The organism is Brumicola blandensis (assembly GCF_031846165.1).
Classification (GTDB): Bacteria; Pseudomonadota; Gammaproteobacteria; order Enterobacterales; family Alteromonadaceae; genus Glaciecola; species Glaciecola blandensis.
The window spans coordinates 1,145,729-1,161,664 of sequence record NZ_JAVRIE010000001.1 but is presented as its reverse complement, the minus strand read 5'-3'; the positions used below and the strand labels follow the sequence as shown (position 1 = coordinate 1,161,664).

Sequence of the window (15,936 nt, the reverse complement as noted above, 5' to 3'; positions counted from 1 at the left end):
GACTAAAAGGAGAAGGGTCTGAAGATAATTTACGATAATGCAATGCCCTACGCTGATGAATTTTTCTCTGACCTTGGTGTTGCTGAGAGTTTTACGGCCGGAGAGTTAAGGACAGACCAACTGCGTGACGTGGATGCACTGTTCGTGCGTTCAACAACGAAAGTGGATGGACAACTCCTAAGTGAAGCCACAAGACTCCGTTTTGTTGCGACTGCGACGGCGGGCTTCAATCATCTTGATACTAGTTTGCTCAAAGAACGTGGGATCAAGTGGTACGCTGCAGGTGGCTGCAACGCTGTTGCGGTAGCAGAGTATGTCCTTAATGCGATCTACCATCTAGCGAAGCAAGATGGGTTTATACCACAGGATAAAACAGTCGCGATTGTCGGTGCTGGTAATGTGGGTAGCGCAGTGGCTGAGCGTCTTCGTATTTTAGGAATTTCTTGTGCTCTGTATGACCCACCTTTAGAAAAGTCAGGCGATCCGCGGGCGTTCGTCAGTTTTGATTCTGTTATGCAAGCTGACGTGATTTGTTTACACACTCCTTTGGTTGATGAAGGAGAGTTTCCAACGCGCGATATGTTTGAGCTCAGTCGTTTAAGTCAACTAAGAAAAAGCCAGTATTTAATTAATGCATGCCGTGGAGAAGTGGTCAACAATCAAGACTTACTTAGCTTGTTTGAACAGGGGCGAGCACTCAATATTGTGCTAGATGTTTGGGAGCATGAACCGTTGATTGAAAAACGCTTGATTCCCTATTTGCGTCTAGCTACAGCGCATATTGCAGGGCACTCAATTGAAGGGAAAGCGCGGGGCACATCAATGGTTTATGATGCCTTTTGTGCGTTTTCAGGAACGCCGATTACTAAGCAACTATCAGATTATCTGCCAATCGACGATAGAGTAATTGCGCTTGATTCAAAAGAAGATAGTTTTCATCAGGTATTTCATATGCTTAAACATATGTACGACATTGAAAAGGATGATGGTAATTTTCGCTCGCGCATGGCAAAATCAGAGGCCTTCGCAGAGATAAGGCAAAACTATCCTCAGCGGAGAGAATGTAGCGCTGCTAAGGTGCATTTTAATGGTGCCCAATCTGAAACCAACAATAACAAAACAATGGTTTCTACCGCAGCGGCTTTAGGGTTTTTAATCGCCAACTAACGACAGTAGTTCAGCCCTAGTTAATTAATTATTTTGGAGATACAGATTCATGTCGCAATTGTTCGACGTTGCCGTTTTAGGCGCCACAGGCTTAGTTGGCCAGACAATGATAGAGTTACTTGAAGAAAGAAACTTCCCTATCAATAAGATTTACCCTCTTGCTAGTGAGCGTTCAGCTGGCGGGAAAATTAAGTTCAAGGGTGAAAAAGTGACGGTATTAAATGCCGATGAATTTGATTGGTCCTTAGTGCAATTCGGATTCTTCTCTGCCGGTGGTAGTGTTTCAGAGAAATTCGCACCAATGGCTGCAGAAGCAGGGTGCGTTGTTATTGATAACACCTCACATTACCGTTACGACCCAGATATTCCTTTAGTTGTGCCAGAGGTGAATGCGCACGCACTTGCTGATTTTAGAAATCGAAATATTATCGCTAACCCGAATTGTTCTACTATCCAGATGATGGTGGCCTTGAAACCGATTCATGATGCTGTCGGTATTGAGCGAATTAATGTATGTACATATCAGTCGGTATCAGGCGCTGGTAAATCTTCAATGGAAGCCTTGGCAAGACAAACGGCTGAGCTATTGAATGCAAAAGCAGTGACTGGTGATGAGTTCTCTCGCCAAATGGCGTTTAATGTGATTCCACAAATCGACGTCTTCCTAGACAATGATTACACCAAAGAAGAAATGAAAATGGTGTGGGAAACGCAAAAAATAATGGGCGATGATAGTATCTTAGTGAATGCAACTGCAGTGAGAGTGCCTGTTTTTTACGGTCATGGTGAAGCTATTCATATTGAAACACGTCAGCAAATTGATGCGGAAGATGTGAAGCAGTTACTCAGCAACGCGCCAGGCATTACATTTTACAGTCAGCCAGAAGACTTCCCAACACAAGTGTCATCAGCTAGTGGCAATGACTCGGTTCATGTTGGACGAGTGAGGAATGATATTTCTCATAGCCATGGTATTAATATGTGGGTTGTGTCGGACAATATCCGTAAAGGCGCTGCCACTAACAGCGTGCAAATTGCCGAAACACTTATTAAAGATTATTTGTAAGTAGAGTGAATGTTCATCTAGCAATAGATAATGCTAGTAAACATTGAGCCAAAACTGCCGATAAAGTGATGAAAGTGTAACTCGCATAGGTGAGTTACTATAACCTGCTTTGTCGGCAAATAGTGTCTGACCAAGTTATTGAGTCGTAAGCTTATCCTGACGCATTACTAAAATATTATCCTATTTGGAGAGTCGAAAAAGTTATTATGAAGTGGTCGTTAATGCTTATTCGTTCGCTTGGTTTCATTCTGTTGCTTATCGCTTCAGCAAATGCGGCCGCACAAGGAACACAAATTCAAGGTCCAAGGAATGCCGCTGATGTTTATTCAGGGGTTGTATATGGGCCAATAGACCAATCTGATACTTTATGGGCTATATCAAGCCAATATAGAAAGAATCAACAATTCACCGTTTATCAAGTTATGTTGGCGATTTACGAATTGAACCCTGGCGCCTTCAACAATCGAAATTTCAATACGATGGTGAATGGTTCAATGTTGCAGTTGCCTACCGACCGTTATATTGCTCGGATCGACCCTCAACGCGCTTTAGCGAAAGCACAGCAAGATGACCGTGATTTTGCGGCAGCGACCGGCAGGCAAGGTAGAAGCGTAGCATCAGAAAACACAACGCCAGAAACTCAAACCAATCTTAAACCAGATGTGCCTCTGGTAAACAAAGAAGAGCTTGATGAAGCACAACAGCGTTTTCAACAACAAATAAACCGTTTACGCAACCAGCAAAGCCAAGTTGTTAAGCAACTCAGAGAGCAGCTAGACGTATCTATTCAAGCTACGCAGAGCATCGTTGATGAAAATCGTCTTGTACTTGAGACATTGGCGGCGAAAGATGAAGAGTTCAACACTCTAAAAACAGAACTGAGTGACCAGTTTGAAACAGAATTGAATCAACAAGCCGCAGAGATCGAAGAGCTAAAAGAGTTCGTTCGTCTTATGCAGTTGCGAGAAGAGCAATCAAAGCAAGATTCGATGGGCTCTTTGATTCGAGATCCATTTTTCATCATTATTTCTACTACCGTCGCCGGTTTCCTTATTTTTGTCCTGATTGCTTTACTGTTGCTAAGAAAACCGAAGCCACAAAATGCAAACGATGAACCTAAATCGAGCGTGTTAGACGAGGATGAGCTTGTATTAGATGATGCTGCTAGTAAAGATGCAGACGATTTGTTGGCAATGCTTGAAAGCGAAACTGTATCCGATGACGACCTCCTTGACGATATCCTTTCTGACGAGTTAGAAGAAACGATTGACGAAATTTCTCCTGATATCGATGATTTCGGTGATTTAGAAGATGAAATGTTGGTGCCGGATCAGAAGGATGATAACAAAGGTAGTGAGCTTCCCGACGATGACGACCTAGATATTGATGATCTAGATTTAGATAGCCTTGATTCTGATCTTGGCGACCTCGAATCGCCTGTTGATGAAGATGACTTCAGTTTAGATGAAGACGAAATCAGTTTAGATGATGAACTAGAAAGCGCCCTCGACGGTGACGTTGAAGCGAAGAAAGCAGACGCAGACGATGAGCCACCGGAGGTCGATATTGACCAAATGTTGGAAGGTGGTGATGTCAATATTACCAACGCAATTGATGCGAGTAGTATAGACAATGATGATCTTGGACTGGAAGATGAATTTGCGGAGCTATCAGAGGCTGATGTTGACGTCGGTGCGTCGACCAATCTGACCGAGAGTGAAGATGAGCAAGACGAAATTAGTATTGACGACCTCTTAGAGCAGAACGCGCTTGATGGTGATGTGCCAGACGGTATTTCACTCGACCCTTCTGGTGAAATAACAGAAAATGTAATTGAACAAATTGAAGCTGAAATTACCGAAAAGAATATCGAAATCAACACGCTTACAGATAGTTTGATTGATGATATCGACAATAACAATTATGAAGAAGACGATGACCTAGACTTAGATTCACTTGATGAACAAGATGCTCAAGCATCAAGCTCTGCTGAATCTCAAAGAACAATACAATCCATTGACGAACTGACGAAAGATGTTGAAGCGGATATTGCTGAAGTGCTTGCTGAGTCAGAAGCGGAACTTGATGAAATTTCCGATGATGTCGATGTTAAAGAACTCAGTGACCCCTTGAGCGACGAACTTTTATCTGAATTAGGTGTTGAAATGCCTGACGACGATGATGACGACGTATTTGATCTGAGCGACAGCGGTCTTGATGAAGAAGATTTTACGATTGATCTCGACGCTGACGAAGAGGCGGAGGAAATTGATATTGACTCTGTTTTGGACGACAGCCTTGATGATTTATTGAATAATCATGTTGAAGATGAAGATTTGGATTCTAACAGAGATGCATTGTTGGACGAGATACTCGAGCCAGACAGAGCGAACTCAACTGTAGACTCTCAGAGTCAAGACGAAGTCCAAACAACAGCAGGTCAGACTGAAGAAAATGGCCCTTCTGAAAGCGAACTAGCGTCAGAGGTAACAGGCTCAGATTTCGATGACGTTGATGATTTTATTAACGTTGATGCTGAAAGTTCTCAAGAGACAAATGATCTGTCTGACCTAACGGATGAGTTATTAACTGAATTAGATAATGAACTTGATGATTCTTTAGAAGTTGATACAGACGAGTTAGATGACATTGATTTGAGTGAGTTAGATATTGAGCTTCCCTCAGACCAAGAGCCAGAGCTAGAACCTGAACTAGAGCCAGAACCTGAACTAGAGCCAGAAGCAGAACTAGAGCCAAAACCTGAAATAGAGCCAGAACCAGAAGCTGATGTGGAAACTGCACCAAGTACAAGCGACTTGGATGAAACTATCGACGACAGTATCTTGGATCTACCCGACCTTGACGACTGGTTAGATGACGATAAATCCGAATTAGATGAAGGCGATTTCCTTGATTCAGATAATTTAGGTACTAGCACAGACAAAGAGGCTGACCGAAGCACCGAAGATGAAGTGCTGCAAGAAATAGAAGACGCAGATTTTGACTCCTTGTTAGCTGATATGGGGGCGCTAGAAGATGACACTGGTTCTAAACTAGCAGACCTAGAACAAGCGGAAACACAAGAGGCGAGTAATACAAAAGCGGAGAAAGAGCCGAAACAGGATTTGGAGCTAGATAATCCAGATTTAGATTTGACTGCGCTCTTCGATGAATCAGATGATAATAATGATCCTGATTCAGCCTTCATTGATGTTGATAACTTAATTGAAGAGAGTGAAAAGCTGCCGCCTGCCAGTGATGATGAAATTGAGCTAAATATAGATATGTCATTAGATAGCTTTTTAAATGATGACACCAGTATTGATGTTGATATGAATGCGGATCAGGCCAGTAACCTTGACTTGGCGCGTGTCTACATCGATATGGAAGACAATGAAGCTGCGTCAGAGCTACTCGAGGAAGTTGCTGAGAAGGGTGATGATGAACAACAAGAAGAAGCTAGGTTATTGCTAGCGCAGCTAAAAGGGTAAGTCATCTTGGATAGCTTACGTACTTTTCAGAGTGTGCGCGATAAGAAAGACTATCAAAGCGGACTCGATGAATTTACAGCTCAATCAACACTCAGCTTCAAACGTTGGTCCTTTTCATTTGCTCTTATTATTTATCTCGCTTTCACCGTGATGGACTATTACCGTTTTGAACCTAGTGTTCATCAAATTACGATACTAGTCAGATCAATCTTTGTCATCATTCCACTAGCTGTGCTTGTCTATTTTTTCTGGAGTAAAGAATTCAAATCAAGAAGCACTAATCTAGGCTTGTCACTTTATGTATATTTGGGCGCTGGTGTTGTCCATATCTTTGTATTTGCTCTCGCTAGAACATACGACGTCAACTTTTCTGAATTAGGCTTTGTCTTGCTCATCCTAATTGGCTGCCTGATGACCACCATGCCAATAAAACCCACCGCAATCATTAGCGCAATTCTGCTTGCGCTCATTATGTTGGTTTATCCTATTGTCGGCTGGACTTATCCCGCGGTCATTTTTCAATGTTTTATTTACGCTTGTATCATGGCGATGTGTTTACTGATAAATAAAAGCATCGTCGGTCAACTTGCGGAAAACTATCAGATGATCCATGAACTATATGGAGATTCGATTACGGACCGCCTGACCGGTTTAAAAAATAGCCGTTATTTCGGTAAGCAACTTCTTTTGCTAATTGATAAAGCGCGAACAGAGTTCAAAGAAGTATCACTGATTGTGGTAGATGTTGATAACTTCAAAGATATTAACGATCGTTTCGGTCATGCTTATGGGGACGATTGTCTCATCAACCTTGCTGAAGTATTGGTATAGCGCTGCGATGGGGTGCACAATTATGCCGTGCGCCTATCTGGGGATGAGTTCGCTATTGTTATGTACGACGCAAAGCCTGAGGAGCTGACACAAGCCTGTAGAGATATTCTGACGGACATCCAGCTTATAGACTTGGAAGTATCTATTGGCACATCTGTTAGTATGATAGAAGAGGGAGAAAACTCAGTAGAAATAAAGGATAGGTTGTTTAAAGATGCAGACGCTGCGATGTATCAAGCCAAGCGAAGAGGGCGCAATACCTTCGTGACTGCGCCTTCGCTTCGATAATTAAGCATCTAGCGGTGTATTAAACTCTTCTGACAATTCAAAGTCGCCTACCACTTCAACTAACTTGTCACCCTCAAAGCGGATAATCAGCTCTTTCTTGAAGTCTTCACCACGTTTGCTCATGCCACGTTTCATTTCGTAAACATAATACCAAGTATCAAGATCAAACGAATCTTCTACTACAGGGTGCCCAAGTACATAAATAACTTGCTCTTTGGTCATACTGATACGCAGTTTTTGTACGTCGCGGTCGTCCAGATAATTGCCCTGAGGGATATCTATACGATATATCCAGTTTTTACACGCTGTTGTTGAAAAAACTATCGTTAAGATGATGAGGATGTGCGTTAACTTCATTTATTTGTCCGAGTTTGTGTTGCTAAACCACGCCATTGCGTAAAATTTAATCTGTACTATTAAGTGAGATAGGAATTACCTCGTTTCTACTGAGGGCAGATGCTACCCACTAAACTGAGACCATTCAACTCTTAATTAGTTCTATTTTGCTTTCGTCCTGGAGGTTTGGGGTATTTTGTGTCCTAAACCAAAGCTGGAACTACAATTTAAGCAAGTCTTTTGCATTGGCGATTGCTGTATCGGTCAATTTATCACCGGCTAGCAAGCGGGCGATTTCGTTAACTCTTTCTGGCTCAGACAGCTTCAACATTCTCGTTTCTGTGGAGTCTCCATCGCTGAGCTTTGTCACAAAAACTTGGTTATGTCCATGTGCGGCAACTTGCGGTAAGTGAGTGACGCACATGACTTGTGATACTTCACCAAGCTTGCGTAGCAAGCGACCGACAATAGACGCTGTTGGACCGCTGATACCAGTATCTACTTCATCGAATATCATCGTAGGGATATTGTTACCGCTAGCAGTAATGACTTGTATTGCTAGACCGATTCGAGATAACTCACCCCCTGAGACGACTTTATCTAATGCATCAGCTGCCTGACCAGGGTTAGTGGAGACCTTTATTTGCACATGGTCACGACCATTCGCACTCGGTGCCTGCTCAATACTATGGTTAACGTCAATGCTTACCTTAGCGTGAGGCATATTCATTTCGCTAATATAAGCTTGAATTTTACCTGCTAATACACTTGCGTGCTTGGTACGTGACTCACAAAGAAGCTCTGCTTGTTGATTGTATTCATTGAATAGCGCTTCACATTCTATGACCAATTCCGACAAGCTGTCTTCATCCTTTAGCAAACTGGCGTATTCATTCGCCAGCTCCATATGCTTAGCGTACAGGTTTTCAGGAGAGACATAGTGTTTGCGAGCGAGATCCATTGCTTGGCTGTATCGCTGTTCAACTTGCTGCATGCGCATTGGATCGATTTCTAATTGTTCGCTATATTGCCTTAATTCTTGTGCTGCCTCGTCTACTTGTATTGCTGCCTCGGAGAGAACATCAACAATGGGTGATAGCTGCGAGTCATGTTCTTGCATCTCAGACAGGTTATTTATACACGAACGAATGGCTGATAAAGCATTAAACTCATCGCCTTCATATAACTGGTGAAAGCTCAATTGAGCTTGTTCAAGTAGAGTTTGGCTATTGCTCAAGCGCTTATGCTCTATTTCTAGTTCGCTAAATTCATTTTCTTCAATGCTAAATTCATCAAGCTCTGCAACTTGGTACTCTAGTAGGTTTTTACGATCATTACGTTGTTGTTGCTCAGCTTGTAACTGATTCAACTCGGCCTGTTTCGACTTTAAGCTATGAAAGGCTGTCGACACTGACGATAATAAGTTTGTGTGTTCGGAAAAGGTATCTAAAAGACGACGTTGATTGTCAACTTTGAGAAGTTGCTGATGTGCATTCTGACCATGAATAGCGACTAGATACTGGCCTAAGGCTTTCAGCTGGTTTAATGATACAGCGATACCGTTTACAAATGCCTTTGATCGGCCTTCTTGGTTGATTACACGGCGTATAAAGCATTCATTAGGGTTATCTTCTTGTTCTAGCTCGTGTTCCGATAACCATGCTTTGGCTAGTGGAACCTTGGCAATATCAAAATGCGCGATTATTTCTGCTTTCTCTGCACCTTTGCGAACACTAGATGCATCGGCTCTATCGCCCAGACATAAACTAAGCGCGTCAATAGCGATAGACTTACCTGCGCCGGTTTCACCTGTAATTGCGGTCAACCCATGTGCAACATCAACTTGAATTTGTTTTACTACGGCGAAATTTTTGACAGAAATATGCGCTAACATTGTATTTTTTCCGATTATGAGTGCACTGTTAATATATACAGTGTTTTGCTGTATGTAAAGAATGGTTTTGTGTGAAAGTAAAAAAAGAAATGATTAGGTAAGCCCTAGTCTGGTAGAGAAATTTTGCCCATACTTACAACAGGTCGATTATTCGCGATATTGTTCGCTGTATCACCTGTACCAAAGCTAGTAGGCTTACCGGAAACACATTCATTCGCCAGCAGGGCAAAGAGTATGGCCTCTTTAGCGTCTCCATCTAGCCCCAGCTCGTCGGTAGTATGCAGTGTTTGACCGAGCAGGGTTTTTAGGTTGTCGCATAGCAATGGGTTGTGCGCGCCACCGCCACTCAGATAAACCTCGACGGGGCGGTCTAATTTTTCGATGTGGCTAGCAATACACCAAGCACTGAAGTAATTTAGTGTTGCGAGCAAATCTTCCAATGGGAGTTCTGTTAAGTCATGATTGGCTTGAATGGTTGATAACCATGCCAAATTAAATAGTTCAGGACCCGTGGTTTTAGGCAAAGGGGCGCAAACATAGGGTTCTTTGCATAGTAGTGCGAACAGGGCTTTATTGACTTTGCCAGTGCGCGCGAGTCTCGCATCTCGGTCAAAAGCTTCGCCAAGAGCTTGCTGCACAAGAGCATCCATTAATGTGTTACCCGGCCCTATATCAGAACAAACAGTATCTGAAAACGCACTATTGGCGGGTAAAAACGTGAAGTTAGCAATGCCACCGATATTGACTAAGCATCGGTTCTCACGTTTGTCTGCAAGTAACAAGTAATCTCCATACATTGCCAACGGCGCACCTTCACCTCCGTGAGCAATGTGTTTTTGCCGAAAGTCACTGAGGGTTATTATCCCTGTTAGGGAGGCAATATGGTCACCATCTCCTAGCTGTAGTGTGCTGTTGCAAGGCGAATGAGAGGGGACATTGGATATGTGGCCCTCAATACTGGTTAGTGACAAAGGACGGTGATAAACGGTTTGCCCATGACTGGCAATTAAATCGATATCATCGCGTTGGAATTCATGTTTACGCAAGAATTGGTTTACCATTGCAGCATGTTCACGTGCAATGTAGGCATTTAACCAACAAATAAGGTCATGTTTTACTGCTTGCTTTGCGAATACTTGAGATACTGCTGATCTAAACTCTGAAGAATAAGCTTGGGTCTCGAATGCCAATAAAGATATTTGGGTGTCTCTGCCGCTTCCAGAACAAGAACAAAGCGCTATGTCTAAGCCGTCGAGGGATGTTCCGCTCATCAGGCCAATAATCAGTCGTTCGTTCTTTCTTGATAGCTCATACAGTGCTTGAATACGATCTTGCATTAGTAAAGCTTACTGCCCCAATTAAGCTTTGTTCTCAGCACATTAAAGTAGTTGTAATCTAAAGGGTGCACTAAGTTTAGCTTGTTTGGATTCTTTCTAATTCGCACTTCGTCACCGGGCTTCAAGGAAATCACGATATGACTGTCACAACTCACTTGTAAATTGTCGGTATTCACATTTGACACTTTCAGTGTGATTTCGCTTTTCGCATCAACAACGATCGGTCGACTGCTGAGTGTATGAGGAAACATCGGAACGAGAGTGAGTGCATCAAGTTGTGGCATCAATATAGGACCACCACCGGATAAGGAGTAAGCCGTTGAACCTGTTGGAGTAGCGCAAATAATACCATCGGAGCGCTGACTAAATACGAACTGATTGTCGACGTATAACTCAAATTCCATCATATGAGCCACTTTTTCGTGATGCAGAACTATCTCATTGACGGCAGCGTTAGTTTCTTGATGTTTATCTTCTCTGAAGACGTTTGCTTCTAACAAAAAGCGCTCTTCGCGGTGCACTTTACCTTCAAAAATATTGGCGATTTGACGGGTAATATCTTCTGGGTTGATATCAGTCAGAAAGCCTAAATTACCACGGTTAACGCCAACAACATCTGTATCGAATTGAGCGAGTATACGAGCAGCACCGAGCATATAACCATCACCGCCTACAACAATCGCTAACTCAGCTCGCTCTCCTAAGGTTTCTAAAGCGCAAACCTCTAACGAGCGATCATCGAGTTCTTCTTTAATGCGTGCTTCTACTAAAATCGTGCAATTACGTTCTTTTAACTCAGTCACCAAAGCATTAAGACTGACGCGGCTACCTTCGTGGTCTGTTTTCCCTATTAGGCCAACGGTTGTATAGCTCATATTTCAGTTTCTCACTTAACGCGGCGAATATGTGCTAACTTTCACTTAAATGTGAGGCAGTTGCAAGCGTATTGTGCTGATAATTGGTATTTATCGAGCCGTCCAACCGCCGTCTAATATGATTGTTTGCGCCGTCATATTTTTTGCGGCTGGAGAAATCAAGAATGACGCGGTTTGTGCTAACTCTTCAATTTCAATAAACGCTTTTTTAGGCATAGGCTCGAGCATGATTTTCTCAACGACATCCTGTTCGGACATGTTGTTCTCCTTTGCTTGTGCCGAAATCTGCTGTTCAACTAAAGGCGTTTTAACATAAGCAGGGCAGAGCGTATTAATCGTCACATCAACGTCACCCGTTTCAAGTGCCACTGTTTTTGCAAACCCTAGTAAACCGTGTTTGGCAGCAACATAGGCTGACTTGAATGGAGAGGCGATGACTGAATGAATTGACCCAACATTGATGATTCGACCAAAGTTTTGTTCGCGCATATGAGGTAGAAAGGCTTGAGTCAAAAGCGCTGGGCCAACCAACATAACATTAATGAGCAACTGCCACTTATCTGCTGGGAAATCCTCTAATTTGCTGACATGTTGAATACCTGCGTTATTAACTAACACATCTATCTTAAGTGGTGCCAGGCTTGCAGGCAGGGAGGCCACTTGTGCGGCATTGCACACATCTACTGCAATAGCTTGTGCTGACAATCCCTTTGCGCTTAGCTTCTCAGCAGCATTGCTAGCCGCAGTATCATTAATATCAGCAATGACGATATGGTGACCTTCGCCAGCCAAATGTTCGGCAATACCAAAGCCGATTCCACTTGCACCACCGGTTACAAATATATTGAGTTGTTTACTTTCCATGGGCTTTCCTATTAAATTTATAAATGATAAGTCTTATTGAGGCTTCAAAATGATATCGTCAATGCGCTCAACGAGACTCTTGATAGCTTGAATTTGTTGCCCTTCCTTATTTGCATACTCTGAACCTGTATAACCCCACCAATCCCAGCATGATTGTGGGTTCAGAGGCATAAACATAGATTTCTTAGTTTGAGGATAAAGCACTACGATATCGTTACTTAGGGCCCATTCATTTAAGCCTGATTGCATCGCATACTGGTCTTGGACTGTTTCAGCGTTTTGGTTGCAACCGTGAAAGCTAACATGTAACTGACAGGCTTTTGCATCAAGGCACTGTGGAGGTACAAACACATAACCACTCTCAGCAAGCGTGTTTGCATATTCTCCCGCATAGCTCGCTTGTGAGAAAGCATTTAAGTGACTTTTGAGCGTTTCGGATGAGGCTTCACTGCGGGCAGTCTCAATCAGCCCTAAATACGTAAGGAGTTCGCCAGCTGCATCATAATTACACGCACCGATAAACGGTGCCTCAGACACGTTACAATCAATTCCCGATTCAAGCGTAGGCATTAAATGAGCAAACGGCTTATCGTTAACATATTTTATATTGCTTGGCGTAAATAGTGTCATCACTTGTGCATATAGTTGATCTGCCACACTTGCGATAATTCGAGTGTCCTTCGTACCGTGAAATAGCCATAGCTTGTCATTCACATTGTCACTAGCAGATGCAACTTTCTTAGATGCAAGGACACTATCGTAATAGTCATTTAGGGGTGAAAGCGTGAGTGCACCCGAATCGTCAGAAACACAATTTTTTAGCGCTGTGCCAATATCATTCTGAGCGCAATAGTAAGGACCTCCAGCAATTAAGGCTGAACCATTGACAATCTCAGAGTGTGATAAATGAAATTGCAGTGCCATGTAAGCACCTGAAGAAAGACCTGATAAGCTAATGTTCTGTGTTTGTATGGCAGGGAAGGTGATTGCTACACTATCATTAATATCAGCGTTTTCCGCCGTACTGGTGGATTGACTGTCAACACAAGAGAGAAGTCCTAAACACAGACATATGGCACCGGCACAACGGGTTTTGTTGAATGAAGTCATGGTTTTCCTTGTTTTCCCTTAGTTAGACAGAAATTCTGCAATTGTCTCGGCATGCTTTTGTATACCAATGACACCTTCTAAGTGACCTAATGCGCCAGGTATTTCCGATAGTTCACTTTGTTTTTTTAAGGTCTTGAGTTGTTGATGGGTATCATGGGCATGATATGGCATCAATAATAAATCTTGAGTCGCCGGCAAAAATAGCGTTTTCGCTTTAATATTGCGTAAGCCATCCTGCCATGAGCTTTGTTGTCCTGCCATAAAAAGCTGGCAAGCTCGCACTAAGTAAAGCAAGCTATTCGCATCCATTTTCTCACTTCGACTACTCGCTCTTTCAAGTAACCATTGGTTGATTTTGTGGCTGGCATGAATATCTTGCAGAGGTGCCAATTCTAATGGCGAGTGATTAAGGCTCTTGCCAGTATTATTAAAGTACTCGGGTGTCAGCGCTACTTGCGTTATAAACATTAGCGCTGCTGTCAGTCCAGCTTTTGGGCCTTCCTTACCGTAATAATCACCGTTATTCCACTTAGGATCTAAGCGAATAGGGATAGACCATTGCTCTAGTGCCGCTGTTGTCCAAGCGTCACTAAAGGATGAACCAATCACCGAAATAAGACGAGGTACCTTGTCCGGATAGGCACTTGCCCATTCAATCGCTTGCATCGAGCCCATAGAGGGGCCAGCAACGGCGTACAAGGAATCGATACCTAGACTATCGAGTAAGGATTTTTGTGCATTTACCATATCGCGCATGGTAATCACTGGGAAGCTAAGGCCATAGGGCTTTCCTGTTTCTGGATTGATGCTTGCAGGCCCAGTGGTTACCACCATCGGGTCATGGACACTCAAGTTAGCAAAGCTGTCCATACTGAGTACGAAAAAGCGATTTGTATCAATGGCTTTTCCCGGGCCAATGATACTGTCCCAATACCCAGCCGCGGCATCATCACTACTGTACTTGCCCGCTGCGTGGGAATTGCCTGTGAAGTAATGAGTAATTAATATTGCATTGCTTTTGTCAGCATTTAACTCGCCGTAACTCTCCCAACCCAAATTGACATTTTTAATCTGTTTTCCGTTGAACGTGTCAAATACCGGTATATGATGTGTCTTCTTATCAACATAGGGCAAAGTGTTCTCTTGCTTAGAAATAGCATTGCAACTAAACAAAAGGCAAAAACAAAGACTCATTGTGAGCGCTTTCTGTTGCTGAGAACGATGATAGGCTTTCAATACATTTTTTATTGACGATAAACTCACGTTTCTATCCCTTTAGAATAAAATAAACAAAGCAATTGCCAGCGCTAAGCCAATAAGTGGCACAACCACCGTCAACGCAGCCATTGGACCATATGCACGCTGATGCGTTTCATGACAGATAGCTCTGATGGTAGTAACAACATAGCCGTTATGTGGCAATGAGTCGAGTGCGCCAGAAGAGATTGACACAATACGGTGTAGTTCTTCTGGGTCGACGCCTTGGTCGAGGTAATGCGGACCAACAAGAGGCAGTGCGATAGCTTGGCCGCCAGAAGCAGAGCCCGTTAAGCCAGCAATAACACTCACGGCTATTGCTGCACCAATGAGTTCATTGCCTGGTAAATGAGTCATCACCTCAACAGTGTCTTGAAATGCCGTTGTCGTTTTTGCAATTGCGCCAAAACCAACTACCGCAGCAGTGTTTCCTATTGCAAGTAATGCACCCGTCGTACCTAAATTCACAGCTTTTGCAAGGTTTTGGAAATACGAGAAGTTAATTGCCATTAAGGTCAGTACGCCGCCACCTAGAGCAACAATTAAGGCGAGTTGAGCTAAAGATTCATGTAGGAAGAATGAAAGGAGTAGTACTACAAGCAACGGGACTAGGCCAGTGTATGGTTTAGGTAGCGCACGTTGTTTTATTTCTGGGTCTTCTGGTTTCGCTTCAAAGGCTTCACCAGCATCCACCGCTTTACCAATCATCTTTTTCAGCCACCAGTAGCCAAATAGTGCCATGAAAACGGCAACAACGAAGCTAACTTCCCACGCTGCAAAAGGAGACGTACCGAGATGTTTAATGGGGATCCAGTTCTGTATTTCAGGTGAACCTGCTGATGTCATCGTAAAAGTAACGGAGCCAAAGGCCATCGTAGCGGGTATGAAGCGACGGGGCAGGTTGGCATCTTTAAATAAACTCAAGGCCATCGGGTAGACTGAAAACGCAACAATGAATACGCTAACGCCGCCATAGGTCAAAATGGCACATGCAGCGACAACCGCGAAAACTGCTTGCTTGTAGCCGAGTCGGTCGATTATCCATTTTGCTAAAGAGTCAGCTGCTCCTGTATCCTCCATGAATTTGCCGAACAGTGCGCCAAGCAAAAACATAAAAAACCAAGAGGCGATAAAGCCAGTAAAGCCAGACATGTAAGTGGCGACAAAATTCGTATCGCCAATGAATATAGGTAGCCCGTTGGTCAAGGCGACTAACAGCGCGCACAACGGGGCTGCAATAAACAGGTTCATTCCTTTAATCGTTAACCAAATCAGAAGGCCCAAGCCACCGATTAAGCCGAGTAAACTTATCATTATTATTTTCCTAATTGCCGAGTGAATTCTCTGTGACCGCAGAGCGCAAGGCATGCCTAAGTGTGCGTTATCCTTAGCATAATGCCCATAGTACGATGGTACTAGT

General features: G+C 43.3%; 11 protein-coding genes and 1 pseudogene. 4 read left to right on the top strand and 8 right to left on the bottom strand.

All coding sequences use genetic code 11. The features are described from left to right. Positions 1 to 18: 18 nt before the first annotated feature. The 4 genes and pseudogenes from RM544_RS05080 (at position 19) to RM544_RS05065 (ending at position 6,843) form a co-directional block, all read left to right on the top strand. The gene (locus RM544_RS05080; RefSeq protein ID WP_311360730.1) at positions 19 to 1,167 is read left to right on the top strand and encodes a 4-phosphoerythronate dehydrogenase; all 1,149 of its coding nucleotides are present in this window, start codon (positions 19 to 21) and stop codon (positions 1,165 to 1,167) included. 49 nt (positions 1,168 to 1,216) lie between these two features. Then, positions 1,217 to 2,233 (top strand): aspartate-semialdehyde dehydrogenase, encoded by a 1,017-nt coding sequence (locus RM544_RS05075; RefSeq protein WP_311360667.1) that lies wholly within the window; start codon positions 1,217 to 1,219, stop codon positions 2,231 to 2,233. 206 nt (positions 2,234 to 2,439) lie between these two features. Then, positions 2,440 to 5,724 carry a FimV/HubP family polar landmark protein gene (locus RM544_RS05070; protein WP_311360666.1) on the top strand — a complete coding sequence of 1,095 codons (3,285 nt, stop codon included), beginning with the start codon at positions 2,440 to 2,442 and terminating at the stop codon, positions 5,722 to 5,724. Between the two features lie 150 nt (positions 5,725 to 5,874). Further along, a pseudogene (locus RM544_RS05065) lies at positions 5,875 to 6,843 on the top strand (GGDEF domain-containing protein). Here the strand turns inward: RM544_RS05065 and RM544_RS05060 are convergent. From RM544_RS05060 to RM544_RS05025, 8 genes are all read right to left on the bottom strand, one after another. Further along, positions 6,844 to 7,200 carry an outer membrane protein assembly factor BamE gene (locus tag RM544_RS05060; RefSeq protein WP_311360665.1) on the bottom strand — a complete coding sequence of 119 codons (357 nt, stop codon included), beginning with the start codon at positions 7,198 to 7,200 and terminating at the stop codon, positions 6,844 to 6,846. It abuts the pseudogene before it with no gap. Between the two features lie 199 nt (positions 7,201 to 7,399). Continuing rightward, entirely contained in the window at positions 7,400 to 9,073 is a 1,674-nt protein-coding gene (gene recN / locus RM544_RS05055; RefSeq protein WP_311360664.1) for a DNA repair protein RecN, read from the bottom strand. A gap of 104 nt (positions 9,074 to 9,177) precedes the next feature. Next, positions 9,178 to 10,410, bottom strand: coding sequence for an anhydro-N-acetylmuramic acid kinase (locus RM544_RS05050; protein ID WP_311360663.1), 1,233 nt, complete (start codon positions 10,408 to 10,410; stop codon positions 9,178 to 9,180). After that, entirely contained in the window at positions 10,410 to 11,285 is an 876-nt protein-coding gene (gene nadK, locus RM544_RS05045) for an NAD(+) kinase (RefSeq protein WP_311360662.1), read from the bottom strand. Before nadK ends, RM544_RS05050 begins: the two co-directional genes overlap by 1 nt. 90 nt (positions 11,286 to 11,375) lie before the next feature. Beyond that, positions 11,376 to 12,149 (bottom strand): 3-hydroxybutyrate dehydrogenase, encoded by a 774-nt coding sequence (locus RM544_RS05040; protein ID WP_311360661.1) that lies wholly within the window; start codon positions 12,147 to 12,149, stop codon positions 11,376 to 11,378. 33 nt (positions 12,150 to 12,182) lie between these two features. Next, entirely contained in the window at positions 12,183 to 13,259 is a 1,077-nt protein-coding gene (locus RM544_RS05035) for an extracellular catalytic domain type 2 short-chain-length polyhydroxyalkanoate depolymerase (protein ID WP_311360660.1), read from the bottom strand. 18 nt (positions 13,260 to 13,277) lie between these two features. After that, on the bottom strand, positions 13,278 to 14,453 hold the full coding sequence (locus tag RM544_RS05030; protein ID WP_409220073.1) for an E22 family MetX-like putative esterase: 1,176 nt from the start codon (positions 14,451 to 14,453) through the stop codon (positions 13,278 to 13,280). Positions 14,454 to 14,534: 81 nt separating this feature from the next. Then, positions 14,535 to 15,830 (bottom strand): GntP family permease, encoded by a 1,296-nt coding sequence (locus RM544_RS05025; RefSeq protein WP_311360658.1) that lies wholly within the window; start codon positions 15,828 to 15,830, stop codon positions 14,535 to 14,537. Positions 15,831 to 15,936 lie beyond the last annotated feature (106 nt).

Bases quoted from the DNA above. Each gene is read 5' to 3' on its own strand.
- RM544_RS05025 (WP_311360658.1), bottom strand. From the start codon at position 15,830: ATGATAAGTTTACTCGGCTTAATCGGTGGCTTGGGCCTTCTGATTTGG.
- RM544_RS05035 (WP_311360660.1), bottom strand. From the start codon at position 13,259: ATGACTTCATTCAACAAAACCCGTTGTGCCGGTGCCATATGTCTGTGT.
- RM544_RS05040 (WP_311360661.1), bottom strand. From the start codon at position 12,149: ATGGAAAGTAAACAACTCAATATATTTGTAACCGGTGGTGCAAGTGGA.
- RM544_RS05075 (WP_311360667.1), top strand. From the start codon at position 1,217: ATGTCGCAATTGTTCGACGTTGCCGTTTTAGGCGCCACAGGCTTAGTT.
- recN (WP_311360664.1), bottom strand. From the start codon at position 9,073: ATGTTAGCGCATATTTCTGTCAAAAATTTCGCCGTAGTAAAACAAATT.
- nadK (WP_311360662.1), bottom strand. From the start codon at position 11,285: ATGAGCTATACAACCGTTGGCCTAATAGGGAAAACAGACCACGAAGGT.
- RM544_RS05070 (WP_311360666.1), top strand. From the start codon at position 2,440: ATGAAGTGGTCGTTAATGCTTATTCGTTCGCTTGGTTTCATTCTGTTG.
- RM544_RS05050 (WP_311360663.1), bottom strand. From the start codon at position 10,410: ATGCAAGATCGTATTCAAGCACTGTATGAGCTATCAAGAAAGAACGAA.
- RM544_RS05030 (WP_409220073.1), bottom strand. From the start codon at position 14,453: ATGAGTCTTTGTTTTTGCCTTTTGTTTAGTTGCAATGCTATTTCTAAG.
- RM544_RS05060 (WP_311360665.1), bottom strand. From the start codon at position 7,200: ATGAAGTTAACGCACATCCTCATCATCTTAACGATAGTTTTTTCAACA.